This window comes from Nocardia sp. NPDC003999, assembly GCF_053604885.1.
The window spans coordinates 182,532-208,182 of the sequence record NZ_JBSGIB010000002.1 but is presented as its reverse complement, the minus strand read 5'-3'; the positions used below and the strand labels follow the sequence as shown (position 1 = coordinate 208,182).

The following is a 25,651-nucleotide window of genomic DNA, read 5'->3' as shown; positions in this document are numbered from 1 at the left end:
GCCGGTGACGCCTGATTGAGCAACGGCATCGTCAGAGCCTTCTTGCGGGCCGTGGACGATCTGAAACGGCTGACCAAGAGGGAAGCCGAGGGCCTCGCGGACATGAAAACAGGCGCGGCCCGCGCTTCCCGGGAAGTCGTCGATGTGCACACGCACGGTGACGCCGACGGTGCGCTCGCGATCCGACGCGCGGCAGGTGGCGATGCCGGTCCCTTGCGGGATCTGTGCCCCCCGCCGCCGGACCGAGCGTCGCTGAGCCGGGCCGGACAGAGACTCGAAGCCGAACTGAATCGACGTTTCGGCGAGAACGGACCGACCGACGAGGACCTGTATGACTTCATAGCCAACCGTCGGCTGTCCCGGCTGGAGCAATACGCCATCATCGACCGGAGAATCGAGGAAACAGCGGCTTCTCTCGGCCGGGACAGCGCCGACCTACGCGAGCAGATGCGGCGTGAACTGAAGGACGCGCTCGACGGGAAACCGCTCGCCATCCGCGTCCGCGACGACAAACTCGTGGCACTTCTCGAGGAAGGGCGAATCAGGGGCAGCCGCAACCCCGTGGGCGTTCGCGCTCATGCCGAAGAAGAGTGGTTCGGCCCGCACGTCCACGACAACCCGCCCGTCTACGGCTACGTTGCCGTGGACGGAGTGCGTCCTTCCCAAGACGGCATGATCGATGGGTTGTCGGAGCTGAACTACGGCGACAATCAGATCTACCTGAAGCCGGAGGTCCGGTCACGAACGACCATCACGTTCGGTGACTCGCTGGTGGAAAGGGAACGGGCGATACCCTCCCCCCTGGACAACCCGTCGGAATATTCCTATGGCGTCGGAGTGCGCGATCTCGCTCCTATCGGCCGCGACTATCTCGGAGCAGATTTTCGCGCCAGCCATTTCATCGAAGCCCAGATGTTCGATCTCACAACCGCGGACATAGATTTCATCGGGTTGCACCAGTCACCCAGTCCGGCGTTGCGACAGGCGCTGGACCAATCCGGAGTGGATTGGCGTGTCCTGACCAATCGCACGATCGCGGCGGAGGGCAGCCCCGCGGAACGAGCGGCCGCGATCGAACGGACGAGTCAAGACCTCGAGCATCTTCGCCATGTGCATCCCGTTATGCGCTCGCATGCCGAACCGCTCGAAGCAGAGCTGAGGGCCGACCTGCGGGCGCTGAACGATTCCACCTCAGGTGATGGACCGGCCGCCGAACCCGGATAGCGTCGGTGGACGCCTTCCACCAAGCCGACGGTCTGAAAACCTTCCGCGCTCCTCTGGGGGCGGACATGAAGTGACCGCCCCGGGTGGCATAGCCCGGGGCGGTCTATTCGAAAGCGACGGTCTCGCGAGCGCCGCGTTGGGGTCAGATCAGTGGCCGAGACGACCGCGGCCGAGGCGAAGCAGCAGCATGGCGAGGGTGTGGCCCTCTTGGCCGAGCTCGCTGAAGCGCTCCAGCACCTTCATCTCGCGACTGTGCACGAGGCGCGGCCCGCCTGACGCCATGCGCGTCCGGCCGATGATCCGGGAGATCTCCGTCCGGCGCTTGATCGCGGCCAGGATCTCCGCGTCGAGACGGTCGATCTCCTTGCGGAGCTTGTCGATCTCGGCCTCGGTCTGCGGCAGCGCGGATTCGGACCCGGTCGTCGTGGCAGGGGTGCTCATCATTCATCTCCTCGTGTCAGAACATGGATCGGCGGGTGCCGAAGGCTCGTTACCGATCAGTTCTTTCACCGTGAAACAGACCTGGTGGGGCCTTGTATTGTCCCCCCAGAAGGCGTGCTCAGGTACAGGCTCCGCGATCCCGGCGTTCGGCTGGCAGCCGAATCGGATGTCTTGCGAAAGCGCTGAGCATGTCGCCAGTGTGCCACGGGTAGGGGGGTATGCAAAACGTATACGTTTGGCAATGTCGCGAGAAACGCAGGTCGTTTCGCCCGCCCTTCCCACCAGGGGGAGTTCACCCGCCGTTCAGTCGACCGGCGCCGAACCGATACCGATGTCACCCGGGGCTTCATCTCTGTCGGTGCCCGCCGGTAGCGTGGATGGACGATGGACATCACGGTGGCTCCCAAGACGCAGGGCGGTCGGGTCGTGCACCCGGATCCGACATCGAAACCGCAGCTCGCCGGCGGTAACGCGGCGGGGGGGCGGCAGCCTGCCTCCGTTCCCGAGGCGCCGCCAACGGACGCCGAGCGCGAACGGCAGCGCGTCGAGCGGGAACAGCGGCGCGCCGAGGAGGCCGAGCGCCTGCTCGACAGCCTCAATCCACAGCAGCGCGCGGCGGTGGTGCACACCGGATCCCCGCTGCTCATCGTGGCGGGCGCGGGCTCGGGCAAGACGGCCGTGCTCACCCGCCGCATCGCCTACCTGCTGGCCGCCCGCGGTGTCACGCCGGGCCAGGTGCTGGCCATCACATTCACCAACAAAGCCGCCGCGGAGATGCGGGAGCGGGTGACCGGGCTGGTCGGCCCGCGGGCGAACGCCATGTGGGTGTCGACGTTCCACTCCAGTTGCGTCCGCATCCTGCGGACCCAGGCGGCGCTGCTGCCCGGCCTGAACTCGAACTTCTCGATCTACGACGCGGACGATTCCCGGCGCCTGCTCACCATGATCAGCCGCGACCTGGACATCGACGCCAAGAAGTACTCGGCGCGCCTGCTCGCGACGGCGATCTCGAACCTCAAGAACGAACTCATCGACCCGGCCCGCGCCACCGCCGACGCGGAATCGGACGACACGGAGCTGCCCGGCCTGGTGGCCAAGGTCTACACCGAATATCAGCGCAGGCTGCGCTCGGCGAACGCGCTGGACTTCGACGACCTGATCGGCGAGACCGTGGCGCTGCTGCAGCACCACCCGCAGGTCGCCGAGTACTACCGCCGCCGGTTCCGGCACGTGCTGGTGGACGAGTACCAGGACACCAACCACGCGCAGTACGTCTTGGTCCGCGAGCTGGTCGGCCACCACGTGGAAGGCGGCGACGAGGACCGGGTGCCGCCGAGCGAACTGTGTGTGGTGGGTGACGCCGATCAGTCCATCTACGCCTTCCGCGGTGCGACGATCCGCAATATCGAGGAGTTCGAGCGCGACTTCCCCGACGCCGAAACCATTCTGCTGGAGCAGAACTACCGCTCCACCCAGCACATCCTCTCCGCCGCCAACGCGGTGATCTCGCGCAACGAGAACCGGCGCGAGAAGAAGCTGTGGACCGATTCCGGCGAAGGCGACCTGATCACCGGTTACGTCGCCGACAACGAGCACGACGAGGCGTCCTTCGTCGCCCGCGAGATCGACCGGCTGGTCGACCAGGGCGAGGCCAACTACGGCGACGTCGCGGTGTTCTACCGCACCAACAACAACTCTCGCGCGCTGGAAGAGATCTTCATCCGGATGGGCCTGCCCTACAAGGTGGTCGGCGGTGTCCGCTTCTACGAGCGCAAAGAGGTGCGTGACGTGGTCGCCTACCTGCGCGTGCTGGAGAACCCGGAGGACGCGGTGAGCATGCGCCGCATCCTCAATACGCCCCGCCGCGGCATCGGTGACCGAGCCGAAGCCTGCGTGGCTGTCCATGCCGAACAACGCGGGATCGGTTTCGCCGCCGCCCTGCGCGACGCCGCCGAAGGCAAAGTGGCGCTGCTGAACACGCGCGCTCAGCGCGCCATCGCCGGCTTCCTGGAATTGCTCGACGACATCAGGGCCGCGGGCGAACAAGCGGAGTCCGACTTCCCCGACCTGGGCAACGTCGTCGACGCGGTGCTCGAGCGCACCGGTTATCGCGCCGAGCTGGAGGCGTCCGACGACCCGCAGGACGGCGCCCGGCTGGACAACCTCAACGAGTTGGTCAGCGTCGCGCGCGAGTTCAGCTCCGAGGCGCACAACAACGCGGAGGCCGCCCGGCAGGAGGGGCTGTTGCCCGAGGTGGGCGAAGGCGAGCCGGATCCCGGTTCGCTCGCCGCGTTCCTCGAGCGGGTCTCGCTGGTGGCCGATACCGACCAGATTCCGGACGAGGGCTCCGGGGTGGTCACGATGATGACGCTGCACACCGCCAAGGGGCTGGAATTCCCGGTGGTGTTCGTGACGGGTTGGGAAGACGGGCAGTTCCCGCACATGCGCGCACTCGGTGATCCGACCGAGCTGGCCGAGGAACGCCGCCTCGCCTACGTCGGCATCACCAGGGCCCGGCGGCGGCTGTATCTGACGCGGGCGGTGGTGCGTTCCGGCTGGGGCCAGCCGGTGTCGAACCCGGAATCGCGTTTTCTGCAGGAAATTCCGGGTCATCTCATCGATTGGCGTCGGCTCGAGCCCGCCGGTTCACCCGCGACGAGGGGTCTGCGGCGGCGTGGCGGGGACGACGACGGGCTGGATCGGGACTGGACCCGCGGCGACGGCTGGGCGGAGCCGCGTCCAGGCTTGCGTGATCGCGGTCCGCGCAGGCCCGCTCCCGGCGGCGCGACCCGCAACAACACGAATTTGGTCCTCGCCGTGGGGGATCGGGTCAGCGACGACAAGTACGGTCTCGGCCGCGTGATCGCGGCGGAGGGCTTCGGCCCACTGGCCACGGTGACCATCGACTTCGGCACCGCGGGCAAGATCCGGTTGATCCCGCAGTACAGCCGGACGTTGGTCAAGCTATGAGCCGCGTAGGCCTTTCGACCCTGCCCTTGCCGGTGTCGCGCCGGTAGCGTCCGCCGCGTGGATACGATCGCACAGCATCTCCTGTGGTTCCTGCCCATGCTCTGGCTCGGCATGGTGCTGGCCATCTCGTTCCTGGAAGCGCCGCTGAAGTTCCGCGCCCCAGGGGTCACGCTGCCGCTGGGGCTCGGCATCGGCCGCCTCGTGTTCCGCGCGCTGAACACCGTGGAGGCTGTGCTCGCGGTGCTGCTGGTGCTCGCCGCAGTGATCGTCGGCCCCGGCGCGGCGACGTGGGCGTGGCTGGGCGTCGCCGGGGCAGTGCTGGCCGTTCAAATCGTGGTGGTGCGCCCGCCGCTCTCACGCCGCTCCGATCGCGTGCTGGCGGGCGAGGAACTGCCGCGCTCCCACGCGCACTATTGGTACATCGGCCTGGAGGTCGTCAAGGTCGTCGCGTTGGTCGCCCTCGCGATCACGGCGGCGCCGTAGGCAACGCCGATCATCGACGGAGCAGGTGCGTCGATTTCCGCCGCCGTAGCTCAGCCAGGGACTTCGCTTGTCGTCGCCGTGGTCCGGGCATTCCGTCCATACCGCGCTCCTCGTGGGATGAGCGGAGCGCGCACCAGTCAGCCGAAATTCGCCAGCCCGACAGCTTCGCACGACCCGCCTCGAGATCGTGTCAGCGCGGCTCTCGCGAGGTGTCCGGCTTCATCCGCCCGGCCTCGATGAGCGTCTGCCGGGCCGCTGCCTTACGCGGGCATTGATCGGCTCGGCATGCCCTGTGCCGTTGCATGGTCTGATGCGCTTCCGGAACGCTCAACGGCGTTTCGGGAGCTTCGTGCGGCCAACCGGTAGGCCACAGCCCGGCGTCGGGCCGCTCGGCGCTGATCCGTTCGCGTTCGCGTGCGGCGCGCCACTCGGCGGCTACGCGATCGATGATCGCTTGCGCCGACATGTCGTCTTGCTCGCCGTCTCGCCACCAGTTGAACCCCATCGCGTTCACCCCTGCTGTTCTCGTTCGTCATGTGGACGCACGCCACCCGGCGGGGTGATGGTCACCGCGGAGCCGCCCACAGCTCGCGATGCGTCCGTTCGGAACGGAGGGACGCGCCCGCCGGGTGGGTGCGGCTGCCAGCGTCGCGCGAAAAACTTCGCTCTGGACTGGGAAAATGGCTACAGCGCGTCTACCGATCCGCATACGATCCACGCATGGGGACGGACGGGGGATTTGCTCCTGACATCGGGGAACGTCTGCGAGCAGCCAGGCAGGCGGCGGGGCTCTCACTGGCCGAACTGGCTGCCCGCATACCGTTCTCGCGCAGCTACCTGGGTCATGTGGAGACCGGAACGCGCGCCGCCTCAGCCGATGTGGTCGCCGCCTACCTGCGCGCATGCGGCGAAATGACATGCGACCCTGTCACACTGGTCAGTATGTTGGGCCGAGCGGACGTCGACCGGCGGTCGTTCCTGCGCACATCCGTCTACAGCGCCGCGCTGTCCGCGACCGCGCTGGTGTCACAGTCCGATGTGGCCCGGTTGATGCGCATCGACGAATCCGCGCACGTAGGCATGCCGGAAGTCCGTGCCGTCCAGGGAATCACGGATGCCTTCTTGCGCATGGACGAAGTCAAGGGCGGCGGCATCGGCCGAACCGCCGTCGCGGAGTTCCTGAGCACCGACGTCGCGTCCCTGCTGCGATCGAGGTTCGCCGATTCGACAGTCCGTTCCGCCGCGTTCAGTTCCGCCGCCGAGTTGGCCTACCTGGCAGGCTTCAAGGCGCACGATGCCGGTGAGGACGGCATCGCGCAGCGCTATTTCCTCGCGGCGTTGCGGCTCGCGGAGGAATCCGGAGTTCCGGGGCAGGACGGTTTCTGCTTCCGCATGCTCGGGTTACATGCCACCGATGTACGACAGCCGCAGCACGCCGCTGAGCTTGCCGAACGTGGAGTGGCAGTGGCGCGCGACAAAGTAGGCCCGGACACCATGTCCTTGTTCCTGGTCGGGCTGGCGCGCTGCTATGCCGAAACGGGGCAGCATCGAGCAGCGCGGAATACGTTGCGGGAGGCCGAGCCGTGGATAGATGCGGAAATCACCACCGAGTTGCCTCGCTGGGCAGCCCTCTGGTGCCCGAATAAGGCGAGCGTAGCCAGGCAGACATCGAAAGCGTTCGCCGCTTTGGGCGACCACGCTGAAGCCGAGCGGTACCTGTTCCTGTCGCATTCGATGTGGAGCGCTGTTACGCACACGCGAATCCACGCGCTTTCCGCCGCGGAGACGGGGCTGATCCGGTGGCGTCTCGGACGGCATGAGGACGCGGCGAAGCTATGGCGTCCCGCACTGCCGATTCTGTCCACCGTGTCCTCGGACCGCGCATCGAAGGTTGTGCGGAAGGTGCGGAAGGTCGCTCCGGAATTGTTTGCCGACACCACAACGTGACAGCACACGCTGAGTTGACAGTGGTCCATGCTCCAATTGCTCGACGCTCTCTAGCCAGTTCAGTGGCGTGGCTTCCTCGGAACTGGGTGTGACCTGACCCCTGTGGTTGGGTCCGGGTGATCTGGACCGATCGACGGGGTCCCGTCACAGCTGTGGCCGCGCCACCGCCAACCGAACGTGCCCCCCGATCGACAACCGGTCGGCGGCCGGGTGAGCAGGTCCAGATCACGTCACACCGAGAGAGATCTCTATCGGTCTAGTCTGTGATATCAGCCTGGAGTCCTAGTTGACCCAAGCCCTCCTCCACCACCAGATCGACGATATGCGCGGGTATCGGCTTACTGGAGCTTACCGAAACCTCCATACTCACCAGAACTTCCGCGCCTTGCGCAGCGAATTGTAATGCGGCGACTTTGACGGCTTCCCTCAGTTTGTCGGCAGGGATATCGGCGATGCGGAGCCGCAACTGCGTCCGCCCAGTGGCTTTCACCGACCGTGGTGGACCCGGCGCATTGGTGTGCGGTTGCGGCCGGTCCGGCACTAGACTCGGCGGGGCAACTGTCGCGGGTTCCGCCGGGCCACGGGAGCTCCGACGATCTCTCGCCATCGTGGCCCTCGTGAGCCATGTTCCTGGTTGGAAGTCGATCTCATCAGGTTGGATGTCATCGCCGATGCGAACTACCGCGTCTGGATCATTCCAATGGGATCCGGAAATGAGACCGAACACCTCTCGGCGGACGCCTTCCACTAGGCAGTCGCGAAGGACATCGTTCGAGGCTAGCTTTGGGAGCCGAGGAAAACGCTGAAAGGCCTTGAGTACGCCCTCGATCTCCACTGCATCGACATCGTCGAGCATCAGCCCGAACCGATGCGACAGTAGTGCGGCGGGGGCAAGCTTATCGAGCAGGCCATCTGTTGATCTCAGCCGTTCGGTGACACGGGAGGTGATGGTTTCGCTTGCGCGGGCGGCACCGAGGTCCAGGTGGGCAACAGTGGGGGCGCCGCCGTCGATGCCGTTCGCGAGTAGATACACGTAGCGGTAGGCCATTACAAGAAGTGCGGGCACCCGTTGCTCGGCGAGGGCGATGCGCTGCCGAAGGTCGTTTTGTTGCTCCTTGTTGAACTTGCGGATCCTAGGTCCGTCGCTTTGTAGGTCTCGCATTGCTGCCAAAGTTCGAGCCAGTGTTCGCGCGCGACCGAAGGCTCCCGCGTCCGGGGCAACCACTACGACGGAGTTCTTGTTGGTGCGACCGGACTGATCGAACTCGTTGAGGATCTTTGCGGCAACTGGGGCCAGGCTGACCGGATCGGAAGCCTCCACTCGGTGATCCGGATGCAGCAGCGCAAGGCACAACCGAGGCTCGTCTCGCACGTCCGCCGAGGTGAGGACACCAGGCTGCGTTCTCCATGGTGGAGCGGTGGGCGCCACTGTGGCCGTCGCATCTTCGAGCAGTTGCGATATCACGGGCTCGGCTACCGCGCTCTCGCGCTCGACGATGACCTTGTTTAAGTTAGGCTCGGTGGTGAAACGATATCGGCCGCCCTCATACCGCATGTACCAGGCGGCGTTCTTGATCGTGTCTCGTACGTCTTCGAGAGTGCCGCGGGAGATACCCGGTCTGCCGACTCCCAGTATCATCTGTGCGTCGGAGGCGCCGAGTACCTTGTCGGAGCTGAAGGAATGGATGAAGGCGGTCGATGCGAGTCCGGTTGCCAGGCTTGCTCTTTCCACCTCGCCGCCTCGTCGCTTGTCTTCCAGCCTTGAGCGTGAGTCATCACGGATGATGTCGGCATTAAGGGCGGACTTGTAAGACTCGCCAGCGATCTTGAGCACCTCGGCGCGCACTCCGGCATCGTGGAGAGGCAGATCGCCGGGGTGAATCAGAGCGGACTGTGGTGAGGCGCGATGCAGCGCTTTGACGGTGTGGGCAAGGGTGCGCAGCGCGCCACGGGTCCGTTGGAAGCCCGACAGCGATCCCCAACGATTGGTCAGCACATCGATGAGCTCTGGATGAAATGGGTATGCGGCCTCGATTCGGTCTCGGTAGGTCGGATCTCGGAATTCCGCAGGAAGCGCGTCACCGAACTGATCGACGTAGTAGGCGCCGTAGGCGTCGGCGACCGCGCGCCGCTGGGATGGGGTTCCGTTGTTCCGGAACAGTCTGGTGTGGAGCACCGGGAAGATGTCGTCGCCCTCCACTGGTGTCACGACGTTCTCGGTGCGACCAAAGATCTTCATGAGACGTTCCAGAAGATCCTCGTGATTCACCTCGGCGAAATCCTCGAGATGGGATGCCGTCAACGTCGCTACGAGGCAGGCACCGGGTACTTGGGTAATCGCCGAGGTAAGTTCTTTGATAAGTACCAGCGACGTCGTGGTCCGCATGCCGTTCTTGCTGTCTGCATCAAACGTCTTCGCGAGATACTCAAGCGTCTCATCCATTAGGATAAGGCAGGGGGTGTGCGGCTGGAGTAGCCCGACAAGCTGACTTACCGATGTCGCCGCATATGCCTCGTCGGATTCGCGGACACTCTCATAAGCCGTGTCGCCTCCCAATTGATAGGCCAAGTGCCCGAGCAGCGTTCGACCGGGCGAGCGGTTTGCTTTCTCGTTACGATCAGGGGTGAGATCGGAGCCGTCGAGGACGACCACGGTGGCGTGCGGCAGTGCACCGCCTTTCAGTAATCCGGCGAGTTGCTTGGCCAACGGTGTGCGCCGGACCGCCCTCGCGTTACCGAACAGGTGATACGCAGCAAGCAGTGTATGTGTCTTTCCGCCACCGAATTCGGTCTGCATTCGGTGTACGGCTTTGGCGTCGGGCTCGCCAGCGAGCCGGTTACCGATTTCGGTGAGCGCGGCACGAAGGTTTTCGGTGAGGTAGGTCTTCCTCGCGAAGAGCTCAGCGTCGAGATAGTCTCTCGGTCCTTCCCCTTTACTCACTCGGCCCAGATCGGCCGCGAACAGGGCATCATCGAAGGTGCCTGCGATAATATCGTCGTGTGGTGGAGCGGTTTCGGTCCAGTTGGGCAGCAGTGCCACAGATAGTCCTTTCACGAACAAACGGGCCGGAATCGATGGCTACAGGCCGAAGAGAGTGAGTTCGTCCGGCTGCGGTACATATCGGGCGGCGCGTTCTTCCAGCACCTCTCGGCTGCCCCCGAGCCCAAGTAGCAGGGTCCGCTCGCGGGCTCCGTCGGGCAGCAGTTCGGTCAAGGCGGTGACCAGCGCCCAGAAGGCGGGATCCGTGCCGGTGCCACTGGTGCTGAGTAAGGCATCTAGTTCCTGTCGGCGCCCTTGGTCATGGAGCAATCCGGCCTGATGCATGACATCAATCCAGGTAGGTCGTGTGCTGAAGCTGATCGCGCCGCGTTCGTGTGGCCCCAAGAGTTTGTAAACGCCGCCAGTCTTCTTGACCAAACCGCCGCGCGTGGTGAGGGAGTCGAGCCGGAGATCGAACGCGCGACACAACATGTAGGCCTCATCTGCGGGTATGGCGTTGCCTTTGTATGCCCAGCGCCAGGTCAGATAGAACAGGGAAGCATCGTCGAGACGATCGAGAGATTCACCGCGCGTTAGTGCTCGGGTCGCATGGCGGGCGACGGCTTGGCGCGCAAGCACCATTAGCTCGTCGACTTTGACTTCTTCACCTGACAGTCGGAGCACGCGCGAGTATCTTGCGAAGATCTCGAATGCAGGGCCGATGGCAGAGACGAAGTAGTCGGCACCCGAGAGTTTCATGTCGTCGAAGACTTCGAGGCGTTCGGCAATTCTGGCGTCGAGATCACGCACGACATCGTCATAGAACCCGTCAACTGCCGCCGAAACCTTGCGGCAGACAAGGACCACCGAGGACGCCAGCACCGAGCCAACGTTGTCGGTGGTGCGGCCGGTGCGCTCGGATTGCATTGGCCATGAGGTAGTGACGACCAGACCGGACAGTCGTAGGGTGCGCAGCAGGTGTTCCCACGCCTTGGTGTCGGTGTGGGCGAAGACGAGGGAAACGATCCCGTCATCGGCGACGACACGAGCAACCTCATTGAGAGCACGCTGCAAGCGGAATTCGAACTCCGTGCGCGAAATATATTCAGTGGAATCCGTTTTTGCCCGGTTCTGAATCACTTCGGCCTTCTTCGGCGTCAGTGTCGTCGCGAATAGTTCTGGGTATAAATGGCCGACTGATCGTTTGAGCCAGACGTAAAAGAAGTCGGATAGATCGCCGTACTGGAAGGCATCGTAGTACGGCGGATCTATAATGACGGCGTCAAATTCACCGTCAGTGAACGGCAGCTGTTGGGCATTTGCGCGTTGTACACGAACAGGATTGCCGCGTGTGGCGGTTGCGCAATGACGGACCACTTTAGTGATCCACGCCATTGCGCCAACCCAACTGCCCGGGCCTTCTCCGAAAGGATCGATTTCGGTGAAGTCCCATGCCATTCGAATTGATTGCTGCGGGAACGTGCTTCGCAGAGTCTCGCGTTTGGCGGCCCACGTTGTGAACGACGAATTGTAGTCAGCGATCCGATCCACCGCGAGCGCAAGGTAGGTCGCCAGCGCCCGCGCCCTTCCTGGATCGACTTGTTCCCCGATCATTGCGGCATGAGCGTCTCGCACGGCTCTGACAAGGACGGCGATCACTAGGCGCTGACGGGGGGTGAACATCTCGGCCCAAGTATCGATTCCGAATGTAAGGTTGCGCAGTGTGCGGTACTGGGACTTGGTCACATGCTCGTCTGGGATCGCAGTGGTCCCGTCCGGCAGGTCCGCGAGGTTTGTAGCCATGATGGTTGCTCGTTCCACCGCTTCGCGATCCTCGGCCGACGGTGTCCGGTAACGCCGAAATCCCTTCGAATCAATATCGAGGACGGCGTACAGGTAGGTGCCGAAACCGCTTTCCCGCGCATACGCTCGTAGTTCCTTGTCGGGGCGAGAAGTCCCGCACGCCGGGCAGGTAACTGTCACATGCGAGCCGCGGCTTGTCTTGGTTCCGAGTTGCCAGTCGCTGCCATCGGTTGGCTTACCATCCGCTAGGTCGATCTCAATCCGATCGTCAAAAATTCTGTAGTCCAGACGTTTTCGGTGTCGGCTTGAGTCGGCGAGCACGCGTGACGACAGCAGCGGAAACGTTCGTTTACAATGTGGATCAGCGCAGACTATCGTGCGTGCCCAGAAGTACACAGCCGGACGGTGACCATCTGCGACTCGCGGCAGCACCTCCTGTAGCTCGTCGTCCGCAGTCTTGCGAACCCAATCCGCCCAGAAATTTAGCTCCTCGACAAAGGACAGGTTGCCGTTGACGGTGTCTCCGAACCTGGCGGGAAATTCGAGCGTGCATCGTTGAACGAGGTGTGCTACTGGGTTGATGTCGATCGCCGTCGTATCGCAGCCCAGTCGCGCCGCTTCAAGTGGAATAGCGCCACCCCCAGCGAAACAGTCGAGCACTTTCGGGGGTCGCAGTGGCCAAGCCCTGCTGACCGATTCGCGCACCGAACTGATAACGCCGTTGCTGGATTCAAAGGGAGCAGCATTCCCAATGTCGGTGAGCAAGGTGCTTCGGGTGGGCAGCTCTCCCGGACCAGGGTCAGGGAGGAGGCTTGCTGCAACCACCGTGCGCGCCATAGCGAGCGGTCGACGCGCCCACCACAGATGCAGCGTAGAGATATGCCCGTGTCGGAGGTGTTTCTCACGCAGGGAGGCTGCGTTCACTGCGGCTAGCGGTAGCTTTTCCTCGATCAGCGCCCGTCTCACCTGTTGTCCTGTCCTGTTGGCTCAGCCCGGTCGATGATCGGACCAAGAGGGATCGAGTACCGGACCTCGCGGACCGGTTGGATGTTGCCGGCCAACGTGGTGACTGGACTCCGCACGCGATAGAGCCGCGGACTCGGGGTGACGCAATCGAGGACGACATAGAGCCAGAACGTAGTACCGAACTTTCCGGCGGCTATGTATTCCGACCAGGCCATCTCAACCTCGCCGATGCCCGCGAGACCTCGCACCAGGATGTAGCGAGTGCCCTCCGGACGCTCCGAAATAAGGTCGAAGCCAATGTGCTCCGTCTCCGCGAGCCGTAGATCCTCTGTGCCGCAACCATATTCATGCCTGAGCACGACTTCGTGAGCAATGCGCGTGACCTCCTGATCGCGGGCCGAGTTCGTGTCGGCCGTTCCGGTCAGTTCCGCGGCTTGTCCGCTTGCCGATGGCAGTATCAGGGCTTGCGCGACGATGGTCACCGGTCCGCGGTCAACCTGCCGGGTACGGGCAGTGTCAGCGATACGTCGGTCGCGGCGTTCAGCCGCCGTGCGCCGCAATAATTCGGTTTTTCGGCGACGGCCATCTGCCCCGGTGACGCCATCCTCCACCTCCTGATCGAGGTCGCTCAGTTCACTGTCATAACGAGCCAAGAGTGCGGTGAACGAGCTGCGCAAGAATTCTTCCTGGATATCCGCGGTTCGCTTGCGGCGGTCGCGCACGTTCTGTAGGTGTTGCTCGTAGACGTTGGCGCGCGCCCAATTGATCAGTTCGGACTCGGGCAGCGTTGCTACAGGCCGATCGGAAATCTCGGCGTGTGTACCCAAGGCAACGTCGTACAAAGCGCCGCCGACCGCACGCAATTCTCTGCCGTGTTGGAGAACACACGCCATACTGCGGTCGATGGTGCTGCGATGGCCGTCGACGATGTCGCCTTCGATCATGTGCAGCAGTGCTGGCGAGGTCAGTTCTGGGTCGCGAAAGACCGCACCGCGTCGAAGATCCTGTTCGGTGTGTTCGATGAGATAGTCCAGCATCGCGTCGAACAGGGCATGTCCTGGTCCGCAGAGCTCCGGGCGCGGCGCACCCAACTCGGTGTCCATCGACATCGGCACAATGGCGACGGCCTTGTCGAAGGTGATTCGCTCGTAGGTCGGCTGCAGCTGGCGTAGCGTGCCGCGATCGCGATCGCGAGCAACGAGTATGTCGGGCGTTCGGCGCACTCGAACGCTGGCACGGTCGAGTCGCTGATCCACCTGTCCATCCAGGAATTCGATCCCGTCTATAAAGAACCGCTCCAGATACTCAGGTGCGAGACGTCGTTCCTCGGCACGATTGGTCGCTCGCCGGTGTAGCTGCCAGTCAATGCTTCCAGTTGCCAGGGCCTTCTCCGAGAGCTCCCGCATGCGGTCGACAATTCCCTCATCGAACGCACCATCCCCGGCGCCCAGCACGGTGAGAGCTTCCTCCGGCGTCCGTTCCTCCGCGATCACCGATTCCAATAGATCCCGCAGCCGGAAACCAGAAAGAATCTCGCCGATGACGTCGAAGATCTGATCGCCCAAAACCTCGTTGCGACGCATGTTCTCGATCTTCTGCAGAACGGTCGCCAACACCTGACCCTCCCGGGTATTGGCTGCGACGAAATTGAAGATATGCACATCCTCGGTCTGGCCGATGCGATGGATGCGTCCCATCCGCTGCTCAAGCCGGTTGGGGTTCCAGGGGATGTCGTAATTGACCATGAGGTGGCAGAACTGCAGGTTGATGCCTTCACCCGCGGCCTCGGTTGCGACCATGATCTGTGCGTGCTCTCGGAAGTTGCGTTCGGCGTCGACTCGGTCGGTGGGTCGCATTCCGCCATGGATCGCTGTCACGGTAAATCTGGTCCGGAGTTCCTCCACGAGGAAGTCGAGGGTGTCCCGGTGCTCGGTAAAGATGAGCAACTTCTTGCCGGCGTCATCGCCGATGCCATATGTGTCAAGGATCTTCCACAGCTCGTTCAGTTTCGTCTCGGACCCAAGCAGCCCAGTCTCCTCGGCTTGCGTGAGCAGGGGGCGCAGCAGGTCGAGTTCGGCGAGGATCTGTTCGCGCGATCTGAATAGTGGAACCTGGTTTAGCGCTTGCTCTTCCAGTTCCCACTTTTCGCCCTCGGGGCGGTCGCTATTCGCGTCCGGATCTATATCGGTGATGGCTGCCGCTCCGGTTCCGGGTTGGTCGAGTTCCCGCTCTAGTCGCTCGACTCGCCGATGTAGCGTCCTGGTGATCGCTCGCATCGAGGAGGCGAGGCGGCGCTGCATCGTTGTCAGGGCAAAACCGGATACCGAGGGTGATCCACCCTCGGCTTGCTCTCGTTGGATATCCGCGAGGCCCTGCGTGATGAACCTGGAAACCTGTTCGTAGAGATTCAATTCCGCGCCAACGAGGTCGTAGGTGACAGTGTGTGCGATACGTGGTCGAAACAGCGGGCGCCCCCGCAGGTCGACCATCAGTTCCTTGGTAGTTCTCGAATAGTGGTGCGGCATGATGTCGACTTGGTCAGGACAGCGGTCGCCGTACGCGTCGGGGTCGAGTAGCCGCATCAGTCCCCATAGAGACTCCTCGCGCCCGGAGTGCGGCGTCGCGGTCAGCAGCAAGAGGCGATCGGCACGGTTGGCGACCCATTCGGCGGCCTTATAGCGTTCGGTGCGGTGATCAATGGTCCCCCGGCGTTTGATCTTGAGGGTGTAGCCATGCGCCTCATCGAGAACAGCTAAATCCCAAGGCCTATGGGCTGCGCTAAAGGATTCCAGCACGGTCTTCGCCTTGAGTAGATCGCGGGAGATAATGAACACACCGTCCTGTTCCCACGGATTGCTCATAGGGTCCGAATCGAGGGTCTCCCTGGTGATCCGGCGCGCGGCGATCTGAAAACGCTCATCCAACTCGCGCTGCCATTGGAAACTTAGGTTCGCAGGCGCGACGATCAGCACCCGGTCGGCGACACTGCGTAGCTGAAGTTCTTTGATGTACAGCCCGGTCATGATGGTCTTGCCCGCGCCCGGATCATCAGCTAGCAGGAAGCGGAGGCGGGGCTCCTGCAACAGTTTTCCGTACACGGCCTCAAGCTGGTGCGGGAGCGGGTCGATGCTCGACACTGCTAGGGCGCCCATATCGTGCTGGAACCGAGTTCGAATTCTGCGGGCCTCAATGCCCAGTCGGAACGCCCTGGCGTTGGCGTCGAAGGAGCAACTGCGGCCGTCGTTGATGATTTCGATTCCCGGCACTTCGTCTTCGGGCAGGCTTATTCTACGGAAGTTGCCGGGCTCTGCCTCAAGCAAGAACTCCCAGTAGGCACCTGGTAGGCACTGCACCACGGTTTCCGGATCGGGATGCCCGGGCACACGCACGCGTGCCCCCTCCGTCAGCTGCTGCGGATCGAACACGGCCACCCGCGTGTACCCCCTTGCAAATCGCCCTGACGGGACGTTTGGTCACGACGCGCCGATCGTACATGCGCTGCCGCGGGCTTGTCTGTTGAGGTGAATTAAAAAGCAGCCCAGCATATCTGGTGCCCGAGCAGAGCGAGAAGACGTACCATGCTTCCGTGGCTCTCCGAATCCACCGGCTAGCACAGCTACTGGGCGCAGACTTCCATCAGATCGAGCGAGTGCATCTGTCCGCCTTGTGTTCTCAGTCGGTCGCCGAAGGCGCAGATCTGGACTTCAAGAAGGAGAACGCCTATGTGAAGGACAATGACGGGCTCGACGAACTAGCCAAGGATGTCACCGCGATGGCGAATGGCAGAGGCGGGCTCATCATCGTGGGAGTCGAGGACGACGCGCAGGGCAGCGCGGCGAGTTTGAAGCCGATCGTGATCTCCGACGCGGACTGCAACAAGCTCAACGAAGCGTTGCGACGCAGGGTATCCCCATTGCTGCCAAATGATTTTGAGATCCGAACTGTCGTGGACGACCCTGCAGACCCCGGACTCGGCTACTTGCTGATCGGCATTCCGCGCAGCCCGATGGCCCCCCATGTTGTGCGTGGGGTCGGCGGCAAAGGGTTGCACCGCTTCGGATTTGCGCGTCGTATCGGCCGTGTCACGGGTTGGCTCGACGAGTCGGAGGTTGCGGCCATGTACCGAGATCGATTCCAGCAGGCAGAGCAACACGTCGCACGAGTACATCGGCAACTGCAAAACGACTCTGGATGGCTCGCAGAATCGAGTGATTCTCGGCTGTCGCTCACTCTCTCGTTGGTTCCCGGGGTTGGAGCGGAACGCCGGATCGATAGGATGTTCATCGGGGAGCTCCGGACCTTTCTGGGTGCGCTCGCTAACTCCGAGGAGTCGCCATCGGCCAAGCTGCCGCGCGCGCTGCTGTCCAGTCCGCCCCACATCCGCCGGGGCCGGATGAAGGTCGAGGGCTTTGGAATCGATGTGGTGTGGCATGCCGACGGAGGCGTTACTGCTCAAGTCGACCTCAGCGCCCCGGATAACCACTCCGCGGATGTCCCGGTGCTCAACCTGACGCGACTTGAGTACCATATACTGTGCGCGCTGCACCTCGCTTGCAGCTATGCGGAATGGGCGGGCGCCTATGGTGATGTAGACGTGATGGCCTGCACAAGCTCGCCACCCACGGTTCATCTGGATCGCTCGCCGTTGAACGGCAGCGCGCGGTATGTGCCGGGTGTGCCGATAAGTAGCGACGCCGGCGAGCCGTGCCACCACGTCGGGTACTTGGAGGCTTTGGCAACCGATTCCGCCCAGCTCCGTTCTGTCGCTATGAGGATCGCGGCGGACCTGCTCGCGGACTACGGGGTGTATGAACTCACGTTGATACGGCCGAGTTGCGAGGTTCGCTCTGAACGGCTTGCCGCGTCGGAGCGTGTGCGCATAGAGGCGTGGCTTGCTCGCGTACCTGGGGATGGAGGCGTTGCGGACTTTGTTTGATGCTGCCTCGGATTGACCCCGGCGAAGCTTACGAGTTCCGACGACTCAATCATGGGCACCGCATTGGCTTGTCGACAAGGCGAGGTGTTGGAGTGTGGGGGAGAGTCTGACCATGGTCATTCGGATTCACGTGGTTTGGCCGGCGGCCCGCTGTGATTTGGAGGCGTGCCATGCGGTGATGATCTAGGCGTACACCCAGCCGGCGACGACTACGGCGTCTACTGCAAAGCACATGCTATGTGCGAGAGGGAACTCGGCCGCAGATCCCGACACTCGTATTGGTTGCCAACGGATAGCTGCTGTGGAAATTGTCGGCGCGCCGCATAGTGACACGCCGACTCGCCCGTTACTGGCCGACCTGTCTGTAGCCCGAGTCGGGAATCCTGCCGATCGCTGCACTCACTCGACGAACGACACGGAAACGACACGGATTCACCCAGATCTTCTGAGATTCAGCGGGAAGGGTTGAGGGATCGCAATCTGGCATCTATGCGGCTAATGGGCACTTTGAGAAGCATTGAGAAATGTTATCGAACACTCGTTCGATAGCGTCAGGTTTGCGGTGTCAATGCGGCAGCAGGTCTGCCAACGCCTTGTCGAGGGTGGGGTAGCGGAAGGTGAAACCTGCCTTCTTCAGTACCTCCGACCTGGCGTGACGGCCGGTCAGACCGAGGGCCGGATCGGAGCGCAGGAGGAGCGCGCCTAGCTTCAGCACGAATTCCGGGGTCGGCGGCGCGGGCGGCCGGTGCAGGCGCTTGCGGAGGACGCGCATCAGCTCGCGGTTGCGGACCGGCGTATCGGTGGCGGCTACCAGGATTCCGTTCGGCAGTTCGAGCGCCGGATCGAGGCCGAGTGCGGCGCGAACGATCGCGAGCCAGTCCTCGATGTGGATCCAGCTGAACCATTGTTGGCCGGGCCCGACTCGACCGCCGAGCCCGGCTCTGGTGAGTTGAGTGAGACGTTTCAGGGCGGGCGCTTGTGCGTCGAGCACGATCGAGGTGCGCAGAATCGTCCAGTGCGCCGCGCGGGCGGAGTCGAAGGCGCGCTCCCACGGTTCGGCGACGCCGGTCATCTGCGGCAGCCCGATCGGCAGGGGAGTGCTTTCGGTGCAATGGGTTTCGCCCGCATCGGACCAGATCGCGGTAGTGCTCGCCTGCACCCAGTAGTCGATCGGCGCGTCCAGCGTCGCGGCGGCGGCAACCAGAGCGCGGGTGGAATCCACTCGGCTGGCCCGTAATTCGGCGATGTTCTCCGGCGTCGGTCGGCAGTCGACCAGCTTCCCGGCGAGGTTGACGATCGCGGTCCGTCCTGGATTACGGAGTGCCGCAACCCATTCGCCGACCGACTTGCCGTCCCACTCCGCTTGATCGAACGGCAGCTGGGGATCGCGACGGCGGGTGAGTATGACGGCGCGATGCCCACGACAGGTGAGGTCGGCGGCGACATGCCTGCCCAGCCCGCCGGTGCCGCCCGGGATGACCACCGTGAGCGCGTCGGCGGCGGGCTCGAGTCCGGCTGAGCGGGCCAAGCGGGCGAAACACACCCGCACATCGGTTTCCAGGAACGCGGCGTCGAGCAGCCGGGCCATACCGGCCGACGCGCCGAGGAAGGTCAACCGCTGGGTGATTTCGGCGCCGCCGTCGCGCGGCGTCAGCGTCCAGGTCAGCCGCATCCGCCCGAGCGGTTCGGGTTGCTCGATCCGCAGCTCCCGTTCCGGCCGGACAGCGGCGACGATGAACGGCAGCACGGCGCGCCCGTGCAAAGCGCGGTGCGCCTGCCCCTGCGGCACATAGCTTCCCGTACTGCCCACTGCGATCGGACTGTCGAGCCGCACCGACGCGATCCCCGGGTTCCATTCCGGCCATCGCGGCGGATCGGCGAGTACCTCCCAGATCCGTTCAGCAGGCAACGCGATGAATTGTGTGTACGTCGTTGTACGTCGTGCCATGGGCTCGACGCTAACCCGATGTCTGCCGCGGGGGAATCGTGTGCATCGTCATGTACCGCGACACACCTCGACTCAACGAGAATGCGCTGGCCAGGCTGCGCGGGCGAAGTCTCGCGCTAGAGGGGGTCGCGCCGGGCCATTACGGATTCGCGACTTGCAATTACCGAGCGGATGAGGCGACCGCGCACGCGGCGAAGTTTCGCACCCGAAGCCGGGCCGCACGCCCGCGTTCATGGTGAGCAGCCCGCTGCGATGGGCGAGCACGGGCTGGCCGGACTGCTGCGAGCAGCTATGTGCTGTAACCGGTTTCGCACCCGCATTCATCGTGCGCGAACACAGCGGAGGAGCGTACATCCATCTCTGGCTTGTGCGATCCATGGTCCGCCGGGTTGCTGCCAGCCGACTGGGAAGGCGCGTCAGGCACGCGTCAAGGCGTCGCTCAGTCGCGCTGCGGGCCGAGGCTGATGCCACGGGTGGCCAGCCAGGGCAGCGGGTCGACCTTGTCGGTGCCGTTCAACCAGACCTCGAAGTGGCAGTGCGGGCCGGTGGAGAACCCGCGGTTGCCGATCGTGGCGATCTGGTCACCGGCGAGCACACGCTGGCCCGCCGACACCGTGGCGGTGTCGATGTGGCCGTAGATGGTGACGGTGCCGTCGTCGTGCAGCAGGCGGACCCACATGCCGAAGCCCGACGCGGGACCGGCCTCGATCACGGTGGCGTCGGCGACGGCGTAGATCGGGGTGCCGATCGGGCCCGCGATGTCGATGCCGAGGTGTTGCACGCCCCAGCGGGCGCCGAAGCCGGAGGTGAAAGTGCCCGCGGCGAACCTGGTGAACAGGGGCCGAAGCTTCGAGGCCTCCTGGGCGGCGAGGTCCTCGGCGTACTTCTGGCCCTTTTGCAGGATGTCGTTGAACTGATCGAGGTTGGCCGGCGCGGAGACGCTCAGCACCTGCGGTGAGTCCGGCGCCGCCGTCGGGTCGGCAACGTTCATCGACTGCGCGGCGATCTCGTGGATCTGTCCGGCGGCTTCGTAGTCGACCGCCTGCGAGGGCTGGTCGGGCGAGGCGAACGCGGCCTGTCCGGCCGCTACGACAGCGCCAGCGGCGACGGCCGCCACCGCGGCGCGTCCCTTGAGCGCGGCGGGCGGCGCGGCCACCCGGTGCGCGCCACCGCGCTTGTTCGTGGCACGGCGCCCCGGGATGACGGTCGGAAGAGCACGTGCGCCCGGCTCCTCGTCGGACTCGGGTTCGGGCTCGGCGGTCTCGGTCGCCCAGGACTCCTCGGGAGCCCAGCAGCCGGTGTCGGACACCCAGGCTCGCTCGTCGGGCGCCCAGGTCTCCTCTTCGGCCCACGCCTCGCCGGAGTTCCACGCCTGGCCGGAGTTCCACGCCTGGCCGGAGTTCCACGCCTGGCCGGAGTTCCACGCCTGGCCGGAGTTCCATGCCGCACCATCGGACCAGGCCTCTTGCTGGGCCCAATCTTGTTGCGGCCAGGCGTTGTTCGTGGCCCAGGAGTTGTCGGAGGCCGCGTTCGCGTGGACCGGCTGGTCGTAGCCCCCGTCGTGGACGGGCGACTCGGTCTCGAAGCCGTATCCGGCGCCGGCGGCCTGCAAGTCGTACTCGCCCTGCGGAGCCTCGTACCCGGCGTAGTGCGGGTCGAACGATGGCTCGGCGTAGCTCGCCGGGGCGAAGGACTCGTCGTCGGGGCGGTAACGATGTCCCGTCCGCGAGCGATCAGTGGGAGCGAAGGTGGAACTGTGGTTCATCGGCGGTGCCACATCGTGAAGCTGGTGGAACTCGAAAGCCGCTTGACCAGCGGCGTCGATCGGTCGAATGCGGAGCGGCTCTCCGTCTGCGGAGCGCTGTGCTGCGTCAAAGCTTGCCGTCCTCCTAGTCGTGACCGTGTTGTGACATCGACCGCATTGACGGTAACGAAACGATTGAGCCGCGACAAGCGGTGCGCCGCTTCCGTAACAAACATGTGAGATTCATCACGCTCGGCCCGCGGAATATCTCACTGCGGTATGGGCACCCCTGAGAGGTCGTTCAACGACAAGTTGTAGTAGATTCCGGCGCGCTCCCGGGTTCCGTCCTCTACCTGGCGCGGTGTCAGCAACCTACTCGCCAGTAGTGTTGGCCAGCGGTTTTGCCGCTCCGAACGACGCCGGGTGACCTGCGCCACTTAGGATGAACGTGGCCGATTGGCCCTCCATGTGACTGGTTAGAGTCCGACCCGACCCGCTTCCGACGTCGGGCCGCCAACAAAGACGTTGTCATCACAACGCAGACGAGACGGTGAGTACATGGATCTCTTCGAATATCAGGCGAAGGAGCTCTTCGTTAAGCACGGAGTGCCTTCGTCCGAGGGCCGCGTCACGGACACGGCCGAGGACGCCCGCGCCATCGCGGAGGAAATCGGCAAGCCGGTGATGATCAAGGCCCAGGTGAAGGCCGGTGGCCGTGGCAAGGCCGGTGGCGTCAAGTACGCCGCGACCCCGGACGACGCGCTCACGCACGCGCAGAACATCATCGGCCTGGACATCAAGGGCCACATCACCAAGAAGATCCTGGTGGCCGAGGCCAAGGACATCGCGGAGGAGTACTACATCTCCTTCCTGCTGGACCGGGCCAACCGGACCTACCTGGCCATGTGCTCGGTCGAGGGCGGCATGGAGATCGAAGAGGTCGCCGCGACCAAGCCGGAGCGGCTGGCGAAGGTTCCGGTCGACGCGGTCAAGGGCGTCGACCTGGCGTTCGCGCGCTCGATCGCCGAGCAGGGCCACCTGCCCGCCGACGTGCTGGACGCCGCGGCCGTGACCATCCAGAAGCTGTGGGAGGTGTTCGTCGCGGAGGACGCCACCCTGGTCGAGGTCAACCCGCTGGTGCGCACCCCGCAGGACGAGATCCTCGCGCTGGACGGCAAGGTCACCCTCGACGAGAACGCCGGATTCCGCCACCCGGAGCACGAGGCGTTCGCGGACAAGGACGCGACCGACCCGCTCGAGCTCAAGGCCAAGGAGAACGACCTCAACTACGTCAAGCTCGACGGCGAGGTCGGCATCATCGGCAACGGCGCAGGCCTGGTCATGTCCACCCTGGACGTCGTCGCCTACGCGGGCGAGGGCCACGGCGGCGTGAAGCCGGCCAACTTCCTGGACATCGGCGGCGGCGCCTCGGCCGAGGTGATGGCAGCGGGTCTGGACGTCATCCTGAACGACAGCCAGGTCAAGAGCGTGTTCGTCAACGTGTTCGGCGGCATCACCGCGTGTGACGCGGTCGCCAACGGCATCGTGAAGGCGCTGGAGATCCTGGGCGACGAGGCCAACAAGCCGCTGGTCGTCCGCCTGGACGGCAACCGCGTCGAAGAGGGCCGCAAGATCCTGGCCGACGCCGACCACCCGCTGGTGACGCTGGCGCAGACAATGGACGAAGGCGCCGACAAGGCCGCCGAACTGGCAGCCGCCCGATAACGACGGCCGAGTAAGGACGAAAAGAAATGTCTATCTTCCTGAACAAGGACTCCAAGGTCATCGTCCAGGGCATCACCGGCGGCGAGGGCACCAAGCACACCGCGCTGATGCTGAAGGCGGGCACCCAGATCGTCGGCGGTGTGAACGCGCGCAAGGCGGGCACCACCGTCGCGCACACCGACAAGGACGGCAACGCGGTCGAGCTGCCGGTGTTCGGCACCGTCGCCGAGGCCATCAAGGAGACCGGCGCCGACGTGTCCATCGCGTTCGTGCCGCCGAAGTTCGCCAAGGACGCCATCATCGAGGCCATCGACGCGGAGATCCCGCTGCTGGTGGTCATCACCGAGGGCATCCCGGTGCAGGACACCGCCTACGCGTGGGCCTACAACGTGGAGAAGGGCGGCAAGACCCGGATCATCGGCCCGAACTGCCCCGGCATCATCACCCCCGGCGAGTCGCTGGTCGGCATCACCCCGGCCAACATCACCGGCAAGGGCCCGATCGGCCTGGTGTCCAAGTCGGGCACGCTGACCTACCAGATGATGTACGAGCTGCGCGACTTCGGCTTCTCGACCTCCATCGGCATCGGCGGCGACCCGGTCATCGGCACCACCCACATCGACGCCATCGAGGCGTTCGAGAAGGACCCGGAGACCAAGCTGATCGTGATGATCGGCGAGATCGGCGGCGACGCCGAGGAGCGGGCCGCGGCCTACATCAAGGCCAACGTCACCAAGCCGGTCGTCGGCTACGTGGCAGGCTTCACCGCCCCCGAGGGCAAGACGATGGGCCACGCGGGCGCCATCGTGTCCGGCTCCTCGGGCACCGCCCAGGCGAAGAAGGACGCGCTGGAGGCCGCGGGCGTGAAGGTCGGCAAGACGCCGTCCGAGACCGCCGCGCTGGCTCGCGAGATCCTGGAGAAGGCCAGCATCAGCGCCTGATCTCCACGCCGTGCACGAAGGCCGCCTCCGAATTCGGGGGGCGGCCTTCGTCATGTGTGGCGGGGGCTCAGGCTTGGGCAGAAGCCGAGCGTCCGGTCCAGCCACTCGCGGTTCTCCTCGCTATCCATCACGAGGCAGCCGGGCGGATGGTTCATCTCGTTGTCACCGGGAATTCCCCGCTATTGAGAATCCGTGTGGTGTGAAAAGCGCCATCGCGGGCAACAGTTTCAAGGAGCGGTAGGTGGTCTCGCTAGGAGCTTCGCGCCGGACACCGCCGCGACCTGCCGTGATGCGGGCGAATCCGCTCGCCGCGGCCGTCGCGGCGGGATGACCTCGGCGAGGGAGTGCAGTAGCGTCAGAAGTAATCCAGCCGTGAAGACCATGTACGACTCGATTTAGGAGACGACGACATGTCCTACCCGACCGGGGGCTCTGGGTACAACACACCCTCGCCCTCAGCGCCATCCAGCCAGAGTTCGGCCGCGGGTGGTGCCACTTCAGGTTCGAGCGCTACCGGTTCCGATGCCAAAGGTCTGCCGTTCTTCCTGGTGGTCGGCGTAGCGGCGCTCGGCGTGATCAACTTCCTGCTCGGCTTCCTGCCGTTCCTGGGCAGGAAACCGATCGATATCGGCGGCCGCACGGTCAGCACGACGGAGACGGCCAACCTCTTCGAGGTCGCGTCCGGCTCGCCGCTGCTCGGCCTGCTGCTGCTCGGCGGTCTGCTCGCCGGACTGTCGCTGCTGCCCAAGCAGAACTGGACCGGTGCGGCCGCGGCGGCTTCGACCGCCGGCTTCGTCGCGTTGCTGTTCCAGTCGTTCAACTTCGGTTCGGGCAGCGAGCTGAAGGTCGGTGCGTTCGTCCTGCTCGTGCTGTCCTTCGTGCAGGCAGCGGTGGCGATCGCCGCGACGCTGTTCGAGGTGGGCATCCTCAAGGCGCCCGCGCCGCGCCCCGCTGCCGCGCCGAGCGGGTTCGGTCAGGGCGGCTACGGCCAGCAGCCGTCGTACGGACCGGGTCAGCAGTCCTACGGGCAGCCGGGGCAGCAGCCCGGCTACGGCGCGAGCCCCTACGGGCAAGCCGGGTACGGCGCGCAGTCCGCGCCGCCGCAGTTCCCGTCCCAGCAGGGGCAGCCGTCGCCTTACGGGCAGAGCCAGCCGAGCTACGGACAGAGCCAGCAGGGCCAGGCGTACGGACAGCCGCAGTCGCCTTACGGGCAGAGCCAGCCGACCACGGCCTACGGCGCGCCCCAGCAGCCGGGTTCGCCGTACGGCGCGCAGCCGCGCCCCGACGAGAGCGTGACTCAGCACTTCGGCGGCCAGCAGCAGTCCGGTCAGCAGTCGCCCTACGGTTCCCCGAGCTACGGCCAGCAGCAGGCTCAGACCAGCCAGCCGAGCCAGCCGAGCCAGCAGAGCGGTCCGTTCGGCGGCGAGCAGAGCGGCGACCCATCCTCGGACGCCACCCAGGCATTCCGTCCTTCGGACGACAAGAACAAGTAGAGAACTCAGCGGCGTCCTCCCCGGTGCGGCGATCGCGTGCCTGCGGCGCG

General features: G+C 64.6%; 15 protein-coding genes and 1 pseudogene. 8 read left to right on the top strand and 8 right to left on the bottom strand.

What is annotated here, in order from left to right; translation table 11 throughout:
- Positions 1–15 precede the first annotated feature (15 nt).
- A complete protein-coding gene (locus ACWESM_RS05125) occupies positions 16–1,224 on the top strand; it encodes a hypothetical protein (RefSeq protein ID WP_364428752.1) in 1,209 nt (402 codons plus the stop codon).
- Positions 1,225–1,371: 147 nt separating this feature from the next.
- On the opposite strand, the gene ACWESM_RS05120 is transcribed toward ACWESM_RS05125, so the two are convergent.
- A complete protein-coding gene (locus tag ACWESM_RS05120) occupies positions 1,372–1,665 on the bottom strand; it encodes a chorismate mutase (protein WP_062977356.1) in 294 nt (97 codons plus the stop codon).
- Positions 1,666–2,049: 384 nt separating this feature from the next.
- Between ACWESM_RS05120 and pcrA the strand changes: the two genes are divergently transcribed.
- Both pcrA and ACWESM_RS05110 read left to right on the top strand, forming a co-directional pair.
- Entirely contained in the window at positions 2,050–4,635 is a 2,586-nt protein-coding gene (gene pcrA / locus ACWESM_RS05115) for a DNA helicase PcrA (protein ID WP_452490989.1), read from the top strand.
- 96 nt (positions 4,636–4,731) lie between these two features.
- Positions 4,732–5,118: a hypothetical protein gene (locus ACWESM_RS05110; RefSeq protein ID WP_452491125.1), complete on the top strand. Its 387-nt coding sequence runs from the start codon at positions 4,732–4,734 to the stop codon at positions 5,116–5,118.
- A gap of 190 nt (positions 5,119–5,308) precedes the next feature.
- Here ACWESM_RS05110 and ACWESM_RS05105 read toward each other — a convergent pair whose 3' ends face one another.
- Positions 5,309–5,623 carry a hypothetical protein gene (locus ACWESM_RS05105; RefSeq protein WP_364428761.1) on the bottom strand — a complete coding sequence of 105 codons (315 nt, stop codon included), beginning with the start codon at positions 5,621–5,623 and terminating at the stop codon, positions 5,309–5,311.
- Positions 5,624–5,751: 128 nt separating this feature from the next.
- Between ACWESM_RS05105 and ACWESM_RS05100 the strand changes: the two genes are divergently transcribed.
- The gene (locus ACWESM_RS05100) at positions 5,752–7,065 is read left to right on the top strand and encodes a helix-turn-helix domain-containing protein (RefSeq protein ID WP_452490988.1); all 1,314 of its coding nucleotides are present in this window, start codon (positions 5,752–5,754) and stop codon (positions 7,063–7,065) included.
- A 256-nt stretch (positions 7,066–7,321) separates the two neighbouring features.
- On the opposite strand, the gene ACWESM_RS05095 is transcribed toward ACWESM_RS05100, so the two are convergent.
- From ACWESM_RS05095 to ACWESM_RS05080, 4 genes and pseudogenes are all read right to left on the bottom strand, one after another.
- Positions 7,322–10,105 carry an ATP-binding protein gene (locus tag ACWESM_RS05095; RefSeq protein ID WP_452490987.1) on the bottom strand — a complete coding sequence of 928 codons (2,784 nt, stop codon included), beginning with the start codon at positions 10,103–10,105 and terminating at the stop codon, positions 7,322–7,324.
- A 39-nt stretch (positions 10,106–10,144) separates the two neighbouring features.
- Positions 10,145–12,613, bottom strand: coding sequence for a DUF1156 domain-containing protein (locus ACWESM_RS05090; protein WP_452491135.1), 2,469 nt, complete (start codon positions 12,611–12,613; stop codon positions 10,145–10,147).
- Between the two features lie 36 nt (positions 12,614–12,649).
- Positions 12,650–12,814 (bottom strand): annotated as a pseudogene (locus tag ACWESM_RS05085) (DUF1156 domain-containing protein); the annotation flags it as partial.
- Positions 12,811–16,245: a helicase-related protein gene (locus ACWESM_RS05080; RefSeq protein ID WP_452490986.1), complete on the bottom strand. Its 3,435-nt coding sequence runs from the start codon at positions 16,243–16,245 to the stop codon at positions 12,811–12,813. The gene ACWESM_RS05080 and the pseudogene ACWESM_RS05085, both read right to left, overlap by 4 nt.
- A 155-nt stretch (positions 16,246–16,400) precedes the next feature.
- Between ACWESM_RS05080 and ACWESM_RS05075 the strand changes: the two genes are divergently transcribed.
- Positions 16,401–17,750, top strand: a complete 1,350-nt coding sequence (locus ACWESM_RS05075) for an AlbA family DNA-binding domain-containing protein (RefSeq protein WP_452490985.1) — start codon at positions 16,401–16,403, stop codon at positions 17,748–17,750.
- A 565-nt stretch (positions 17,751–18,315) separates the two neighbouring features.
- On the opposite strand, the gene ACWESM_RS05070 is transcribed toward ACWESM_RS05075, so the two are convergent.
- Together ACWESM_RS05070 and ACWESM_RS05065 are read right to left on the bottom strand one after the other, a co-directional pair.
- Positions 18,316–19,698 carry a DUF1731 domain-containing protein gene (locus tag ACWESM_RS05070; RefSeq protein WP_452490984.1) on the bottom strand — a complete coding sequence of 461 codons (1,383 nt, stop codon included), beginning with the start codon at positions 19,696–19,698 and terminating at the stop codon, positions 18,316–18,318.
- Positions 19,699–20,137: 439 nt separating this feature from the next.
- The gene (locus ACWESM_RS05065) at positions 20,138–21,463 is read right to left on the bottom strand and encodes a M23 family metallopeptidase (protein WP_452490983.1); all 1,326 of its coding nucleotides are present in this window, start codon (positions 21,461–21,463) and stop codon (positions 20,138–20,140) included.
- Between the two features lie 537 nt (positions 21,464–22,000).
- Between ACWESM_RS05065 and sucC the strand changes: the two genes are divergently transcribed.
- The 3 genes from sucC to ACWESM_RS05050 all read left to right on the top strand — a co-directional run bounded on the left by sucC (position 22,001) and on the right by ACWESM_RS05050 (position 25,601).
- Positions 22,001–23,167, top strand: coding sequence for an ADP-forming succinate--CoA ligase subunit beta (gene sucC / locus ACWESM_RS05060; protein ID WP_355074652.1), 1,167 nt, complete (start codon positions 22,001–22,003; stop codon positions 23,165–23,167).
- Between the two features lie 26 nt (positions 23,168–23,193).
- Positions 23,194–24,108: a succinate--CoA ligase subunit alpha gene (gene sucD / locus ACWESM_RS05055; protein ID WP_355074650.1), complete on the top strand. Its 915-nt coding sequence runs from the start codon at positions 23,194–23,196 to the stop codon at positions 24,106–24,108.
- Between the two features lie 410 nt (positions 24,109–24,518).
- Positions 24,519–25,601: a DUF5336 domain-containing protein gene (locus ACWESM_RS05050; protein WP_355074648.1), complete on the top strand. Its 1,083-nt coding sequence runs from the start codon at positions 24,519–24,521 to the stop codon at positions 25,599–25,601.
- Positions 25,602–25,651 lie beyond the last annotated feature (50 nt).